Origin of the sequence: Paenibacillus sp. FSL R5-0914 (assembly GCF_038004525.1) — a bacterium.
Lineage (GTDB): Bacteria > Bacillota > Bacilli > Paenibacillales > Paenibacillaceae > Paenibacillus_AQ.
In genome coordinates this window covers 524,813-540,998 of the sequence record NZ_JBBORH010000003.1, presented here as the reverse complement: position 1 = coordinate 540,998, position 16,186 = coordinate 524,813, and the positions used below count along the sequence as shown (strand labels likewise).

15 protein-coding genes are annotated in these 16,186 nt (G+C 45.1%); 12 read left to right on the top strand and 3 right to left on the bottom strand.

Annotation, left to right across the window (positions count from 1 at the left end; genetic code table 11):
* Positions 1-4: 4 nt before the first annotated feature.
* Both MKX60_RS25805 and MKX60_RS25800 read left to right on the top strand, forming a co-directional pair.
* Positions 5-973 carry a type I phosphomannose isomerase catalytic subunit gene (locus MKX60_RS25805; RefSeq protein ID WP_042185697.1) on the top strand — a complete coding sequence of 323 codons (969 nt, stop codon included), beginning with the start codon at positions 5-7 and terminating at the stop codon, positions 971-973.
* A 27-nt stretch (positions 974-1,000) separates the two neighbouring features.
* Positions 1,001-1,951, top strand: a complete 951-nt coding sequence (locus tag MKX60_RS25800) for an alpha/beta fold hydrolase (protein ID WP_076298241.1) — start codon at positions 1,001-1,003, stop codon at positions 1,949-1,951.
* A gap of 315 nt (positions 1,952-2,266) precedes the next feature.
* Here MKX60_RS25800 and MKX60_RS25795 read toward each other — a convergent pair whose 3' ends face one another.
* Positions 2,267-4,174 carry a B12-binding domain-containing radical SAM protein gene (locus MKX60_RS25795; RefSeq protein ID WP_076284164.1) on the bottom strand — a complete coding sequence of 636 codons (1,908 nt, stop codon included), beginning with the start codon at positions 4,172-4,174 and terminating at the stop codon, positions 2,267-2,269.
* A gap of 16 nt (positions 4,175-4,190) precedes the next feature.
* A complete protein-coding gene (recQ, locus tag MKX60_RS25790; protein ID WP_076284133.1) occupies positions 4,191-6,026 on the bottom strand; it encodes a DNA helicase RecQ in 1,836 nt (611 codons plus the stop codon).
* 170 nt (positions 6,027-6,196) lie between these two features.
* Here recQ and MKX60_RS25785 point away from each other — a divergent pair, with 170 nt between their 5' ends.
* From MKX60_RS25785 to MKX60_RS25740, 10 genes are all read left to right on the top strand, one after another.
* Complete coding sequence (locus MKX60_RS25785) at positions 6,197-7,810, top strand: spore germination protein (protein ID WP_081382713.1); 1,614 nt, start codon at positions 6,197-6,199, stop codon at positions 7,808-7,810.
* Positions 7,803-8,906: a GerAB/ArcD/ProY family transporter gene (locus MKX60_RS25780; protein WP_076284132.1), complete on the top strand. Its 1,104-nt coding sequence runs from the start codon at positions 7,803-7,805 to the stop codon at positions 8,904-8,906. The genes MKX60_RS25785 and MKX60_RS25780 overlap by 8 nt, the downstream gene beginning before the upstream one ends.
* The gene (locus tag MKX60_RS25775; protein ID WP_076298242.1) at positions 8,899-10,122 is read left to right on the top strand and encodes a Ger(x)C family spore germination protein; all 1,224 of its coding nucleotides are present in this window, start codon (positions 8,899-8,901) and stop codon (positions 10,120-10,122) included. Before MKX60_RS25780 ends, MKX60_RS25775 begins: the two co-directional genes overlap by 8 nt.
* A 24-nt stretch (positions 10,123-10,146) precedes the next feature.
* Entirely contained in the window at positions 10,147-10,335 is a 189-nt protein-coding gene (locus MKX60_RS25770; RefSeq protein ID WP_076119977.1) for a CLC_0170 family protein, read from the top strand.
* Positions 10,336-10,428: 93 nt separating this feature from the next.
* Positions 10,429-11,409, top strand: a complete 981-nt coding sequence (locus tag MKX60_RS25765; RefSeq protein ID WP_341061382.1) for an RluA family pseudouridine synthase — start codon at positions 10,429-10,431, stop codon at positions 11,407-11,409.
* A 103-nt stretch (positions 11,410-11,512) separates the two neighbouring features.
* Positions 11,513-11,932, top strand: coding sequence for a GNAT family N-acetyltransferase (locus tag MKX60_RS25760; protein WP_339269406.1), 420 nt, complete (start codon positions 11,513-11,515; stop codon positions 11,930-11,932).
* A 97-nt stretch (positions 11,933-12,029) separates the two neighbouring features.
* Complete coding sequence (locus tag MKX60_RS25755) at positions 12,030-12,551, top strand: hypothetical protein (RefSeq protein ID WP_076284127.1); 522 nt, start codon at positions 12,030-12,032, stop codon at positions 12,549-12,551.
* 47 nt (positions 12,552-12,598) lie between these two features.
* Positions 12,599-12,994 (top strand): hypothetical protein, encoded by a 396-nt coding sequence (locus MKX60_RS25750; protein WP_341061380.1) that lies wholly within the window; start codon positions 12,599-12,601, stop codon positions 12,992-12,994.
* A 20-nt stretch (positions 12,995-13,014) separates the two neighbouring features.
* Entirely contained in the window at positions 13,015-13,584 is a 570-nt protein-coding gene (locus MKX60_RS25745; protein ID WP_341061378.1) for a TetR-like C-terminal domain-containing protein, read from the top strand.
* A gap of 156 nt (positions 13,585-13,740) precedes the next feature.
* Positions 13,741-15,321, top strand: coding sequence for an oleate hydratase (locus MKX60_RS25740; RefSeq protein WP_076284125.1), 1,581 nt, complete (start codon positions 13,741-13,743; stop codon positions 15,319-15,321).
* 141 nt (positions 15,322-15,462) lie between these two features.
* Here MKX60_RS25740 and MKX60_RS25735 read toward each other — a convergent pair whose 3' ends face one another.
* Complete coding sequence (locus tag MKX60_RS25735) at positions 15,463-16,185, bottom strand: DsbA family oxidoreductase (RefSeq protein WP_076298246.1); 723 nt, start codon at positions 16,183-16,185, stop codon at positions 15,463-15,465.
* Position 16,186 lies beyond the last annotated feature (1 nt).

Sequence of the window (16,186 nt, the reverse complement as noted above, 5' to 3'; positions counted from 1 at the left end):
AGCAATGACTCAACCATATCCTTTGAAATTTCAACCGGAGTTTAAAGAACGTGTCTGGGGAGGCCGCGCGCTGGAGAAATTCGGCTTAGATCTACCTGAAGGACATATTGGCGAAGGCTGGATGATCGCCGATCACGCGAATGGAACGTCTTCGGTGGTAAACGGAGAGTTAGCCGGTCAAGGCTTAGATCAAATTCGTGAGCAGTTCGGCCATGAATGGTTCGGAAGCAAAGGGATTTCAGAAACGGGTGGAAGATTTCCTCTACTAATCAAATTGCTGGATTGCAACGACAATCTTTCCGTTCAAGTCCACCCTACAGATGATTATGAGGGATTGCCACAAGGTGAACTGGGCAAAACAGAGATGTGGTACGTGTTAGACGCTAAGCCAGGTGCCAAAATCATCTATGGTCTTAAAGAAGGCGTGGATCGTGAAACATTGCGTGAAGCACTGGAGAAAGGCACTGTTATGGATAGCCTTCAAGAAGTATCTGTCTCTGCAGGAGACTCCTTCTATATTCCCGCCGGAACCGTTCATGCGCTATGTGCTGGTGTCGTTGTAGCAGAGATCCAGCAAAATTCCGACACTACATACCGCATTTATGACTATGACCGTCCAGGCCTGGACGGAAAACCACGTGAGCTTCATATTGAAGATTCACTTAATGTTACAGCTTATGAAGGCGCCGGGGCTACTTCGATGAAGACAGATAACGCAGTCCCTGGAGAGTGGCTGCAACTTGCCGCTTCGCCATATTTTATCGTAGAAAAAGGAATCGTAAATGGTTCATGGGACCTCACCACTACAGAAGACAGCTTCACTATTCTAGTCATCTGTGAAGGCAGCGGACATCTTACTTGGGATGGCGGCTCCCAACCTTATGCTGCAGGAGAATGCTATCTGATTCCTTCCAGTCTCGGCCGTTACGCTATCGAAGGTCATTCTACTGTGCTTCGCTCTTATTTACCATAAGTCGAGAACCTTTAGGAGGAATGGACCATGAAGGAAAATAGTTTTACCCTAACGGATCCCATAGGTGTAAATATCCATGTCTATGAATGGTTACCTGAATCCGATGTGCCAGTTAGAGGAATCGTGCAAATTTCTCACGGTATGTGTGAAACAGCTATCCGCTATGCTCGTTTTGCGGAAGCATTAACCGGAGTAGGTTATGCAGTATATGTCAATGACCACCGGGGACATGGTAAAACCGCTGGTCAAGTTGATCTGCTTGGCGATGTTGGTGAAGACGGATTCTACTGGATGCGGCGCAATCTGCTCCAGGTAGCAGCCAAAGCACTCTCCAAACATGAAGGTAAGCCCATCTTTCTATTCGCTCATAGTATGGGTTCCTTTCTGGCTCAAAAGCTGATGTGTGAAGAGGGTAACGAAATCTATGCAGGATTTATCCTAAGCGGTACAAATGGTCCTCGCGGTATGCTGCGCCTTGGAGAATCTCTGGCTAGTGCACAGCTCAAGTTAAAGGGTGAACATCACCGAAGTGTACTACTGAACAGCTTAGTATTCGGCAGTTACAACCGTGCTTTTTCTCCTGTAAGAACTGCATATGACTGGCTGAGCAGCGATGATGCGGAAGTTGATAAGTACATTGCCGATCCATTCTGCGGAGCCATTTGTACAACACGCTTTTTCCGTGGTTTTTTCCACCTCCTAAGGGAGATCCATTCCGAGGAATCACTTAAAACATTATGTACAAGTAAGCCCATTTATATATTTGGTGGGGATAAGGATCCTGTAGGGATGAGCGGCCAAGGCATTCCTCGTCTTGCGGAGCTGTACAAGAAACGAGGGATATCGGACGTAGAGTATCGGCTCTATCCAGGTGGCAGGCATGAAATGCTTAATGAGGTGAACCGGGATCAAGTTACAGCCGATGTGCTTAACTGGTTAGAACAGCATCTCCCTTCTGAGGTTACGACTACAGCTTAAAAGTACAAAACAGGGGTGCCCCAAAAGCCGTGAAATGGCTAGTTGGGACACCCCTTATTTTTGATTAGAGAACATTGGCACTTGTTGTAGACGCTCCCCTTCTTTGAGCAGAAAGTTTCTAAAATCAAAAAAAACGTGGGGAGCGTAAACTTACCAGCTTCAGCAGAATGTTCGCAAACGAAACCAATACAACCTCTTGCGCCACTTTAGGCGTAACTGAAACACAGCGCTTGCGGACTCAGAAGACGCTTGCGCATGTAACAAAAAAAGACCGCCCCCAAAGGAACGGTCTTTCCTCCCAACACAATCGCCTTATTACAAAGGCAGCGTATAATACTGAGCGCGTTGGCTCTCGTTCTGCTGATACATTACGATTAGCAGTGTACGACCTTCTCGAACGGAAGGTGATTCAGCTACAGCTACAGCAGAGCTTGTGGTTTGGACAGACTCTTCTAAACTACTTTCTGTAACTTCCTGTATTAATGACTCAGGAGAAAGTACAGCCCCGTCGTTAGCATTGTCTGCTTCCTCTTCCTCTGAACCCACATCCGCCCGTAGACCGCTGATGGATTCCAGCACCGCTTCAAGCGAGAACGGTAGCACTTCAAGCACCGTATATTTTTGCAGCTCTCTTTCACTGAGTCCGGCTTCTGCCAATTGCGCAGAGATTTGACCCGGATTAGCAGCGATATCCCTCAAGTAACTCGACCAATCCGACTTATCCAGCACGAAATCCCACCAGATTTTGCGAGGCTTATACTTGTGTCCTAGGAAATAATCAAGCTTCATTAGCCCAGTAATAATATCCATAGACGGAGTCCCACGATCTATCAAGAAGGACTGCAAACGGGTAAAGAGATCTTCTAGCTGATGCCCAATCTTTTGCCAGCCTCTCTCCTCCCAGTAGTCACCGAACTCCTGAAAGAAATCAAATGGTGAATCAAACACGTGACGGATCAAGTATTTGGCTGTATGGTCCATCCGGTGGCTGTTCCAGTATTTCTCCAGCACATCCTCAAGCCGCTTCAAACGAATAATATCCGAGAAGGTCATCATATGACTGCTAAGAATTTCGTAAGGGGCATGTTCCATATACGTATACTCATATTTTGCCGCCTGTGCACGCAGACCCGTCCCGCGAAGCATTTTGAGGAATCCAAGTTGCAGCTCTTCTGGCTCCATAACGAATACATCATTAAAGGTTTTGCGGAAGGTGGTGTAATCCTCCATCGGAAGCCCCGCGATCAAATCCAGATGCTGATCGATATTGCGACTTTCCTTAATCTTCATTACCGTACGAGACAGCTTCTTGAAATTCTGGCGACGTTTAACAAGCTCGTTCGTCTCATCATTTGTAGACTGTACACCAATCTCAAATCTAAAGATGCCCGGAGGCGCATTGTTCGACAGGAAATCCAGAACTTCTGGCCGCATGATATCTGCTGTGATTTCAAACTGGAACACACAGCCTTGATGATTATCGATCAGGAATTGAAACATTTCCATCGCATAGTTGCGGTTGATATTGAAGGTGCGGTCCAAGAATTTAATGATTTTGGCACCATTTTCAATTAAGTAGAGTAGATCAGACTTCACTCGTTCAATATCATAGTAACGTACGCCTACCTCAATACTGGATAAACAAAATTGACAGTTAAACGGGCACCCACGGCTTGTCTCAAAATAAACAATACGTTTGCTCAGATCTGGAATATCCTCTGGAAAACGATGCGGTGTAGGCAGCGTATTTAGATCGCTTTTGGGACGAGGTGGATTTACAATGATCTCCTCTCCCTTACGATAAGCAGTTCCGTACACAAAATGAAATTTCCGGTCGTCTCTCAGCTCCTGCAGCAGATGATGAAATGTCTCTTCTCCATCTCCGTTGACGATGAAATCAACGCCAGCTTCTCTCTTCATCCAATGCAGCGGCTCATAAGAGACTTCCGGTCCTCCGAGAACAATCGCAACCTCAGGCATCACTTGCTTAAGAATTCCGATCAGCTTGAGCGTCTCTTCAATATTCCAGATATAACAGGAGAAGCCAATCACATCTGGCCGTTTCTGAAACAAGTCGGACACGATATTCATCACGGGATCTTTAATGGTGTACTCCACCAAATGAATATCTTTAAATTCATGCTCACTGTAAGCTTTAAGCAAACGGATCGCCAGTGAGGTATGGATATATTTTGCGTTTAGCGTGGTCAGAACGATTTTCAATGCTACACGACCTTTTCTACATTTCATTTTGAAAAAACTCTAGGAATGCCTTACCATACTTCCGGTATTTCACTTCCCCGACACCCTTTACCCTCAGCATTTCCGCTTCGGTCTGCGGGCAAACCACACTCATCTCACGCAGCGTGGCATCATTAAAAATAATATATGAGGGCACATGCTCACGTCCCGCCAACTCTCGCCGGATCAGACGCAGCTGCTCAAAGACGGTCTCATTGACTGCCGAAGGTGACAGGTCATGCCCGCGACTACGAACTCGCGTACCAGATGCCGCACCTGCTCGTGATGGCCGCGCTACTCGCTGCATGACCTCACGCTGTCCGCGCAGTACCTCAGCAGCCAAAGGCTGGAGCCGCACTACGGGGTATTGTCCTTCAGACAAAGCAAGATATCCCTCAGAGATGAGTACATTGATGCTCTCTGAGATCTCCTTCTCTGTCCGGCTCGACATCGCCCCATGCGTTGGCAGCTTGTCAAAACCATATTGCATCACCTTCTGATTGCGAGAGCCTTTCAACACAGAAGCCACCAACGCAACTCCATAACGTTCCCGCATACGGTGAATGCAGGAGAATATTTTCTGCGCATCTACGGTCATATCTACAAGCTCTCGTTCATCTGTACATGAGCTGCAAATGCCGCATAACTTGTCCTCATGCTCCTCACCGAAATAATCCAGCTGGGCACTGCGCAAGCAGCGGGTAGTATAACAATAATCAATCATTTGCTGAAGCTTGCGATATTCGTTAGCTTTACGGTCCGTATCCTGCGGATTCTGCTCGATCAGGAACTTTTGCGTCATAATATCCTGCGCACTAAACAGCAAAATACATTCACTCGGCTCCCCGTCACGTCCAGCACGGCCCGCTTCCTGAACATAAGCTTCCATATTTTTTGGCATATTATAATGAATTACGTACCGGACATTGGATTTGTCAATCCCCATCCCAAAAGCGTTGGTGGCCACCATGACCCGGATATCGTCATATAGGAAGCCTTCCTGGCTATCTGCCCGCTCCTGATCATTCATACCTGCGTGATAGCGGCCTGCCGCTATTCCTGAAGCCTGCAGCCTTTGATATAGATCATCCACTTCTTTGCGTGTAGCCGCATAAACAATACCCGGCTGATGAGAATGCGTTGCGGTGTAATCCATGACGAATTCCCGCTTATTCTCTCCACGTAGCACAGACATCGCTAGATTATCTCTTCCAAGTCCAGTCATGAAAATACCCGGCTCGCGCAGACGCAGCAGCCGAACCATATCCTCCATAACCTCTGGTGTTGCCGTCGCTGTAAATGCAGCCAAGATCGGCCGTTCTGGCAGCTCGTTCACAAAAGGCGATACCGACAAATAACTTGTACGGAAATCATGTCCCCACTGAGATACACAGTGCGCCTCATCCACAGCCACACAGGAAATCGCCAGCTCAGCCATCTCCAGACGGAACCAGTCCAGCTCTAGCCTTTCGGGCGCAACATAAAGCAGCTTCAAATCTCCGCGACGGGCAGCCCGAATCCGCTCATTTACTTCTTTCCCGCTTAACGTGCTATTAATAAAGGCTGCCGGAATACCTGCCGTGGTTAACGCATCGACCTGATCCTTCATCAGAGAGATCAATGGTGAGATCACCAGTGTCAGCCCAGGAAGCAGCAGTGCGGGAACTTGATAGCAAATCGATTTCCCACCTCCCGTAGGAAGAATACCGAGTGTGTCGCGACCTTCCAGCAAGTTCTGAACAATCTTCTTCTGACCATCCCGAAAATCCGGATAACCGTAATATTTTTGCAGCTCAGCCTGCGCCTGTTCAATAGTAGGTGCTTGCATCATCATATCTCTCATAACCCCTTAAGCGTTTCTATCTTTAGTTTAGCGGTCAAAAGTGTATTGAGCAACACTCCTTAACTATGGTCACCATGTTCTTCCTTTGAAATATTTACATAAAAGGCCTTCTTTTAAGCCAAGCTTTAAGAAGAGAGATTTCATAGAAGGGTGGAGCGACCGTGCAAAATTGGAAACAAAAATATACCTCTTTTAAACATAAGCCTGCACGCAAAGAGTCCTCTGCCCAGGACAATCGTCCGGTAAAGCCACTGGATTCCAGCCTGGAGAGCAATATAAGCTTCATTCAACAAGTCTTTGGAGAAGACAGCGATCTTATAGTCCGTAACTTCAAGGTGTACGGTAGACATGATGCGGCTATTATCTTTTTTTCTTCTGTGGTGGACCAGAATCAAATTCAGAACTATGTTTTAAAGCCATTAATGAATGTTTCCTCTGATCTCTCAGAAATTCCAAAAGATCTAAAGGATTTACCTGATTACATCTGGAGTATGACGGTACAAGTAACACAAGGTAACCGTACTAAGGATCTAAATACTCTAGCCTCTATCTTGCTGGAGGGAAATGTAGTTCTAATCATAGATGGAATGGATCAGGCACTTTACTTCAATCTGCGTAAAATTGAGCATCGTAGCATTGAGCAACCTCAAACTGAACAAGTCATACGCGGTTCGCGTGATGGGTTTATAGAGAATTTAGAATCCAATATCTCTTTGCTTCGCTATCGACTACAAACACCGGATTTTCGTGTAGTAACTGCCCCTCTTGGCGTACGGACGCGCTCAAAAGTATCTGTTTGTTATATCGAAGGAATAGCCGATCCAGGGCTAGTTCAAAAGGTGATGAGGCGATTATCAGCAATAAATGTAGACGGCATCCTTGATGCGGGGTATATCGAGCAATTCATAGAGGATCATCCCCTTTCCCCGTTTCCACAGGTTCAGCCAACCGAACGTCCGGATAAATCTATAGCCTCTTTATTAGAAGGACGAGTCATCATCCTTGTAGATGGCTCACCATTCTGCCTCATCGTCCCGGCGCTTTTCAATCAGTTCTTTCAGACGATGGATGACTATACAGAACGTTTTGTTGTAGGAAGCCTCCTAAGAATGATCCGCCTGATCGCATTATTATTTTCCCTTTTCTTCCCAGCCTTATATGTATCCATTATCTCTTTCAATCCTGAGCTATTGCCGACAGAGTTCGCCGTAGCAATAACTGGTGCAAGAGCTGGCGTACCCTTTCCAGCCGTATTGGAAGTTCTGATTATGGAAGTCTTCATGGAGGTGCTGCGCGAAGCAACCATTCGCCTACCGCAAATGATTGGCGGGGCTCTTTCTATTGTAGGTGTGCTTGTCATTGGTCAGGCAGCCGTAGCAGCAGGTCTGGCGAGTCCCACTACCGTAGTTGTTGTTGCTATAACGACCATAGGGTCTTTTGCCACACCCGCTTACAATGCTGCTATCTCTTCAAGAATGCTTAGATTTCCATTGATCATATTGGCAGGCTGCTTTGGCCTGTACGGAGTAATGCTTGGCACTATTGTTATTGTTAACCACTTATTATTCCTGGAATCCTTTGGCGTTCCCTACATGACACCCTTTGTGCCTACGATTTGGAAGGACCTCAAGGATAGTATCGTTCGGGTACCTTTATGGTGGATGCGAAGTCGCCCAAGCTTTCTCAATACACCTGATCCTGACCTTCTTGCGAAGGATATCCCCAAAATGCATACCGATCTGATTTTTAAGGAGAAAAGTGAAGCTGATGAATAGTAACCGCCCCATAACAACGATCCAAGTCATGGCTGTAATCATCAGTACGATTATAGGAATAGGAATCTTAAGTATTCCTCGTTATATGGCTGAAGCCGGAGACAGTGGTGCACCGCTCGTAACTGCTTCTGGCGTACCTGTTGCTTTTTTGGGTTGCTGGTTTACAGCGGTTGTCTGCCGAAAATTCCCTAACGAAACGTTGTTCGTATTCAGCCGCCGCCTTCTCGGAACTTGGCTCGCGGACATTTTCTCCATGCTTATTTTTTTGTTTTTTGCTTTCTCTGCCGGGATCACCATGCGCCAATTCGGAGAAGTATGTGTTGCGGTTGTCTTTAAAAAGACACCAATCGAAGCAGTAATTCTCTTAATGCTCCTACTGGTTGCCTTATCAATCCGTAGAAATATTGTAAAATTCACTTATGTACATGTTTTTTATTTACCCTTTATTCTATTATCCGCTATCGCAATTATATTGGTAGCTATGAGAAATGTTGATGTTCTGAACTTGCTACCCCTCACCGGAAATCACACCACCTTTTCAAGCTTTTCCAAAGGAACGATTACGTCCGCTGGCCTTTATCAAGGCACATTTGTCATCATCCTGCTGGTTCCTCTAATGAAAAAACCTCAACAGATCCTTAAAGCAGGCACTGTTGCGCTTGGTATCATTGGATTCATTTATGTAATGATCGTGTGGGTCACTCTAGGCATGTTTGGAGCTCAGGAAACCAAATTACTGTCCTATCCAACCCTAGAAGCAGCTCGCTCCATATCCATCGGCGCAGGACTATTAGAACGGTTTGATGCTCTTTTTATAATAATTTGGGTGATTTCTATATTCACTACCATTTTTACGAACTACTACTTAGCCGCATACTCTCTGCAACAAGTGCTGCGGCACAAGGATCACCGCCTAATATCCAGTTTCTTACTTCCACTTATCTTCACTTTTTCACTTTTGCCGAGAAACATATTTCAGGTCTATTCATTTGCTAGCATTACAGCGATAATCGGTTTGATTTTTTTGACCTTCTATCCTCTTTTATTATGGTTAGTCTCTTTAATCCGAAATAAAGGGGCCATTTCTCATGAATGAAAAAATTTATAAGCGTGTAGTTCTTATTTTTATTCTCTCACTCCTGTCTGGATTGCTCGCAGGTTGCTGGGACCAGCTCGAAATTGAAGATCGTGCATTGGTGCTAGGGTTATCCATTGATTCCGTCCCTCCAGACAGCAAAACAAATGATGACCAAACCACTCATCTTAAAAGCGCAAATATTAACCTACCCCAAATTCGTGTAACCGCCCAAATTGCGGTTCCGGGAAGAGTTCCACTCGGACCAGGCAGTGGGGGTGAAGGCGGAGGCGGGAATCAAAATCCAGTATGGGTCGTAGAAGTATACGGGTACACATTAGATGACGCCATGAACAATTTACAGCAGCAAATTTCTGATCCACGTTATCTAATTCATTTACGAGTGATTATTATTAGTGAGGATATTGCAAGAAAAAACATGGATGACTTAAATGATTATTTACGTCGCAATCCAGAAGTTCGTCGCCGGACCTGGCTGCTAGTATCCGAAGGGGAAGCTGCCAAATTCATGAATATTAATCCTCCGCTGCAGCGAGTGCCGACTCTTTACATCCTCTCCACCATGGAAAAAGCAGTGACATCGGGGAAATTTCCCGCTGATTATATAGGTGTATTCTGGTCAGCAAATTCCAAATGGGGCGAAAGTGGTTATCTGCCTTACGTCTCATTACATCAGGAAGACAATATCATGATTAAAGGCCTAGCTTACTTTAGTGGTGGAGTGATGGTCGGTTCGACGATTCCGATTGAGATTGGCGCATATATGTCCATGAAGGGCATTAATCCGGGGGGATACTCCGATCTTTTTTATGCTGATGAATTCGGTCCGGTGATGCTCAAGGTCAACGACCGGTTCACGAGGGTGAAAGTTCAATTCAAAGAGGGCAAACCTCATATCACCTATAATCTTTCTTTAGAAGCGGATCTGGACGAGCATTTACGCAATGATATCAGTATTGCTTCCAGTCGTTCTTTAGAAAAGATTGAAGATATCTTTCAAAAGAGAGTGATCGGTATTTTTAACCACCTTATCAAAGAAACTCAGGAAGCGCATTCCGATGTCTTTGGCATGGGTGAATATATTCGTGCATATGCTCCCTCCTACTGGAAAGCCCATGTTCGTGACAAACATGACTGGGAGCAGCAGTATTCCAATCTCAGTATTGAAGTTAAGTTGAAAACTCACATCGACAGAGTAGGTCTTAAACAAAATTAAATGACGTTTATAGGAGGCTCTACTATGCTCTATCACCAGCTAACCTACGTAATTGTTGCGCTGCTGATCTCCAGTGTTCTGTTGCTTACTGTGGATACTAAAATATATGCAGTCAATGCCATGCACCGGGAAAAGAAATACGCTAATGTGATCGGTTGGATATATTTCAGCTTATTCCTGGTGATAGGACTAGCTCAGCTATTCTATCTATAAATCGAATTCGTTTCTTGCTGCCCTTCACATAGTATTTCTTAACCGCCCATGGTATATTGAGGAGTACAATATTAAAGGACGGAGAATGCAGTCATGAACACAAGAAGAAATCCTAAAGAAACAGCCAAAAGAGGTACTCGTTCCCACAGCAAGCCAAATGGCAAGCTTAATCATAAAGCTAAAGCACCCGCAGCGCCCAAGTCTTTTACAGTAAATGAACCTTCTGAGCTGTTACCCTTCTTACTCATCCATATCACAGGCCGTGGACGAAATGCTATTAAATCTATCCTCTCGCGTGGACAAGTAGCAGTGAATGGCAAAGTAGTCACACAGCATAATTTTCAATTGCATCCGGGTCAAACTGTGACGATTGATCAAGAGAAGCCTGTACAAGTAGCGGAAATGATCGGACTCACCATCGTCCATGAAGATGATGATCTAATCATTATTCAGAAGGATGCTGGACTGCTGTCGATTGCCACTGCGGAAGAAAATGAATTAACAGCTTACCGCCAGCTTATGGAGCATGTCCGCATCAGCAATCCTAAGAATCGAATTTTTGTCGTGCACCGCTTGGACCGCGATACGTCTGGGGTAATGATGTTTGCCAAAAGCGAACGGATCCAGCAAGCACTGCAAACTACGTGGAAGGATACCGTGAAAGAACGTTCTTACGTAGCTCTAGTTGAAGGCGCCGTTAAAAGACCTGAAGGTACAGTGAGCTCTTGGCTAAAAGAAACCTCTACCCTGAAAATGTACTCCAGTCCTCATGAAGGCGATGGTCTACATGCGATCACACATTATAAGCTCATTCAGGCGAACCGCCACTTCTCGTTGCTTGAGGTAAAGCTTGAAACTGGACGCAAAAATCAGATTCGTGTTCATATGGCAGATATCGGCCATCCGATCGCAGGAGACAAGAAGTATGGTGCAGAGACCAAAACGGTAGGCCGTCTCGGTCTGCATGCTCGTGTACTTTCTTTTATTCATCCTACTACAGGAGAGTTAATGACCTTCGAAAGCCCGATTCCGAAGACATTCCTGAAATATACCGCACCTGCACCTACGAACTAACAAGATCACAGTGAATACCCATTCATCCTAAGGGGGCTGATTACAGTGGAGCTTACTACACTACAATCGCTACAATAACTTAACAAAGAATGAGTGATTAGCTATGACAACAGCACATCATTATGAATGTATTGAACGTTTACCCACGACTGAGGAGCATGCCTCCTTATGGGAAGCTGTCGGTTGGGGGAACGTGAATACGGAAATGACCGCAGCCTCTCTGGCTCATTCGGTGTATGGTATGGTCGTTGTACAGGAAGACAAGGTTATCGGTATGGGGCGGATCGTCGGCGATGGTCATATGTATTTCTATATTCAGGACGTAGCCGTGCTTCCCGAATTTCAGGGCCAAGGCATTGGTAATGTCATTATTGAGCAGTTAATACACTATATTCGATCTCATTGTTTTTCTGGCGCGTTCGTCGGACTTTTCGCATCACATGGGAATGATACCTTTTACGAACGATACGGCTTTCAGAATCATGCCCCGGGTATGACGGGCATGTTCAAGGTCATGGAGTAACAAGCGAAAGATGCCCGGTCCATATGGTCCCTGGGCATCTTTTTCACTTCTATTTAGATCATGTTACAATACTAATAAACAAAAGAAGGTGCCATTATTGTTCCATCCTACTGTCTTCGATAATATTAAAATTGCTTTTGAGAACCAAATCTACGATTACGATAATTTGGACGGAATTCTAGTAGTTACGGATCGTTCCGACCTTCTGAATATGGCATCGATGTCCAGAGAATTCAGCCTTTCCTTCCAATTGACGGCTGGCAGGAGCGTAACCGCCGAAGTCTTTCTTACTTCATCTGTGAAAGATCTTAGCGATGAAATATTGGAAGTGCCTAACACGGATCCCGGTTGCAATCTTTCGTTACGTTTTTATATGGAGATCGAAGATATCCCTGCTGAATGTCAGGCGATCGAGAGTATTCTCAAAGCGATCTGGGGGCCTGAATTCCAGCCCGTGCAATCTTTAAGCTTCATTTATGGTCAAGAAGGTGAAACCTACAACAACTGCATCGAGCTGCGATTCAAAAGGCAAATCACGGAGGAGCAGATGGAGGACATTCCGAACCTGCTGAATCATCTTCTGCAAAGTGTAGAAGAACTGGAATCTTTCTCCGTATAATCCCTACTGCATACCGTTCGTACTTTGGAAAAAGAGGTGAGCCAGAAATGAAATTCCTGCCTGCTGCCAAAAGTAACCGTTGGTTTATCTGGATGGCTGTTTATGGTGTTTTTCTGTGGCTGCTTTTCATTCTGCACAGATTCGTTATGATGGCTCATACATTAGATGTCACACTCTTGCTGCGCTTCGCACTCTTTTCCATTGTTGTATCTGGTATCGTTAACGCCTTAGCGTGGTTCGGAGCTCGTCTACTCTGGTTAATCACTACAACAGGAATAATCATCGGTTCAGTAATTATGCTAAGCTACACCTATAGAGAGATGTCCGGTTGGGAGGATCTCGCGGGACTCCTTGCTTTTTTCTTTTTTACATGTGGAGGATTTGCACTCGGTTTATTGGCGGAAGGAATTCGTCTGCTAGTTAAGCAGTGGCCGAAAGCTTGAACGGAGGAGATGATCGATCGTTGTCCAATTCTTTTCTAACCAAAAATGCATTGTCCCATTCCTTAAAAGAACTAATGGAACATACGTCGCTCAATAAAATTACAGTCAAACAGCTCGTGGACCATTGCGGACTAAATCGACAAACTTTCTATTATCATTTTCAAGATATATTTGATTTACTCGGTTGGATCTATAAGACTGAGGCTGTAGAGAGCATCGCCCAGTATCGTAGCTACAGTACGTGGACGGACGGTTTTTATAGAATCTTCTGCTATATCGAACGAAATAAAACCTTTTGCTGCAACACCTTGAACTCACTGGGCAGAAATCATCTGGATGCGTATCTATACGAAGTGACGAATGATCTCATTATGGGTGTCATAAACGAACTGTCCGCCGGGATGGAGGTTAGCCACGAAGATAAACATTTCATTGCTAACTTCTATACACTGGCCTTCACAGGCCTTGTCATTCAGTGGATGAGAGATGGGATGAAGGAGCATCCGGATCACATTATCGAGAAGCTAAGTGTACTCATTGAGGGAAATTTTCTGAAAGCTTTGCACAAATATGAGAACAACCCGTTGTAACCTTTGGGTTCAGCGGTTTTTTTGTCTAAAAACTAGACACATAGACCGTAATGACTAAAATCCATACACTCTAAAAGGATTGATTATACCTTCAAAATTGGAGTTGGTTTACATTAAGAATGTGATTATTTCAACAACAACTTGGAGGCGACCATTGTGAAAAAAGAGTACGGTAATAAACAGGTTTATTTTGTCGGTGGCGGAATTGCATCCTTAGCGGGCGCGGCTTACCTGGTCAGAGACTGTGACTTTCCGGGACAGAACATTCACATTATTGAAGAGATGAAGATTCTCGGTGGCAGCAACGACGGCGCAGGTGACGCTGAGCACGGTTATGTCATTCGCGGTGGCCGGATGCTCAACGATGAGACCTATGAGAATACATGGGATCTACTCATGTCGATTCCCTCCCTCGACCATCCTGAGAAATCCGTTAGAGAAGAGATTATAGAATTCGATACCGCCAATCCAACACATGCTAACGCTAGACTCGTTAACCGCAACGGTGAGGTGGAAGATGTATTATCCATGGGCTTCGATATGGCTGACCGGCTTGCGATGGGTAAATTGATTATTACACCGGAAGAAAAAATGGGAAAAGCTCGGATTAACGACTGGTTTGGTCCACATTTTTTCACCACGAACTTCTGGTATATGTGGGCTACTACTTTCGCCTTCCAACCTTGGCATAGCGCGGTAGAGCTTAAACGATATATGATTCGCTTCGTTCATGAGTTCCCAAGAATTCAAACCCTGGAAGGCGTAACCCGCACTCCATATAACCAGTATGATTCCATCATCTTACCAATGCACAAATATCTCGAAGGCTTTGGTGTAGACTTTACATTGAAATGTACAGTAACTGACCTGCAGTTCAAAGACGGAGATGGCATTACCGTAACCCAAATGAACGTCCTGCGCCAAGGTGTCCCAGACGTTATTAACATAAGCGAAGACGATATCGTAATCGTCACGAACGGCTCCATGACTGAAGGATCGAGCCTTGGATCCATGACCTCTGCCCCACGTCTCAATGGGAAGGGTAGCTCATGGAAGTTATGGGAGAACATCGCTGCCAAAAAACCAGGTCTCGGCAATCCATCCTCCTTCGATGATCATATCGATGGTTCGAAATGGGAGTCCTTTACCGTGACCTTCCAAGATTCCAAATTCTTCGATCTTATGGAGAAATTCACTCGCAATCGTGCGGGTACTGGCGCATTGGTTACCTTTAAAGATTCAAGCTGGTTAATGTCCGTTGTCTTAGCCTTCCAACCGCATTTCCGCAATCAACCAGAACATGTAAAAGTATTCTGGGGTTACGGTTTGTACCCTGACAACGTAGGAGACTTCGTGAAGAAGAAAATGAGCGAATGTACCGGTGAAGAAATTATGGAAGAATTAATCGGTCATCTTCATTTCGAAGAACATAAGGACGAGATCATGGCAACTGCTAATTGTATTCCATGTATGATGCCTTATATCACTTCACAATTCATGCCTAGATTAAATAGTGACCGACCTAAAGTAGTTCCTGAAGGCTCCACTAACCTTGCCTTCGTTGGCCAATATTGCGAAATTCCAGATGATGTTGTATTCACGGAAGAATACTCTATCCGAGCAGCAAGAACTGCAGTATACACATTGCTCGGCATTAACCGGCCTATCGAGCCAATCAATCAACATCAGTACGATGTCCGCACCTTGTTCACAAGCTTTATCACTTCTTTTAGATAAACACATCATAAAAAGACAAGCGCTCCCGTATAGATTCGGGGGCGCTTGTCTTTGTAGTGTGTAAAACAGAGCAGAGTTTCGGAATTAAAAAAAGAAGAAATGGAAACTTCTCCATCTCTTCTTCTTCACACTATACGAACTTTATATATTGCAAGATCCGTCCGCGCAGCCATCATCCGTGGATACTTCGGATTTTCCATTGCCAACCACCTGTAGCGTTGGTCCTGCTTGCTCCTCCGCCCACACGGTATCCAACACCTCTGTAAATACAGGTCCTGGCTGTGCACCAGATAACGCATATTTATTGTTGAACACGAAGAATGGTACACCGGTAATATTAAGACGGCTTCCTTCCTCGATATCGCCGTTCACTTCAGCTGTGTAAGCATCTGTCTCCAGCATTGCCGCAACTTCTGCCTGATCCAGCCCTACCTCGGCAGCAAGTGTAGCAAGTACACTGCGGTCTCCAAGATTCAATGAATCCGTAAAGTAGGCACGTAGCAAACGTTCGGACATTTCTGCACCTTTTCCTTTTGAGCTTGCAAAGTGACTCAGGCGGTGGCTGTCGAAAGTATTCGTATGCTTCACTGTATCAAAATTGAATTCCAATCCCACATCTTGTGCTTGCTCAGCTAACTGAGCATTCATTGCTTTTGCTTTTTCGATAGACATTCCGTATTTGGTAGCCAACAGCTCATGAATATTCTTATCTGTACTCACCTCTGCGTGTGGATCTAGTTGAAAGCTACGGAATACCACCTCTACTTGATCACGGTTCGGAAATTGACTCAGTGCATTCTCCAAACGTCTTTTACCGATGTAACAAAATGGACACGCATAATCGGACCAAATATCTATTCTCATG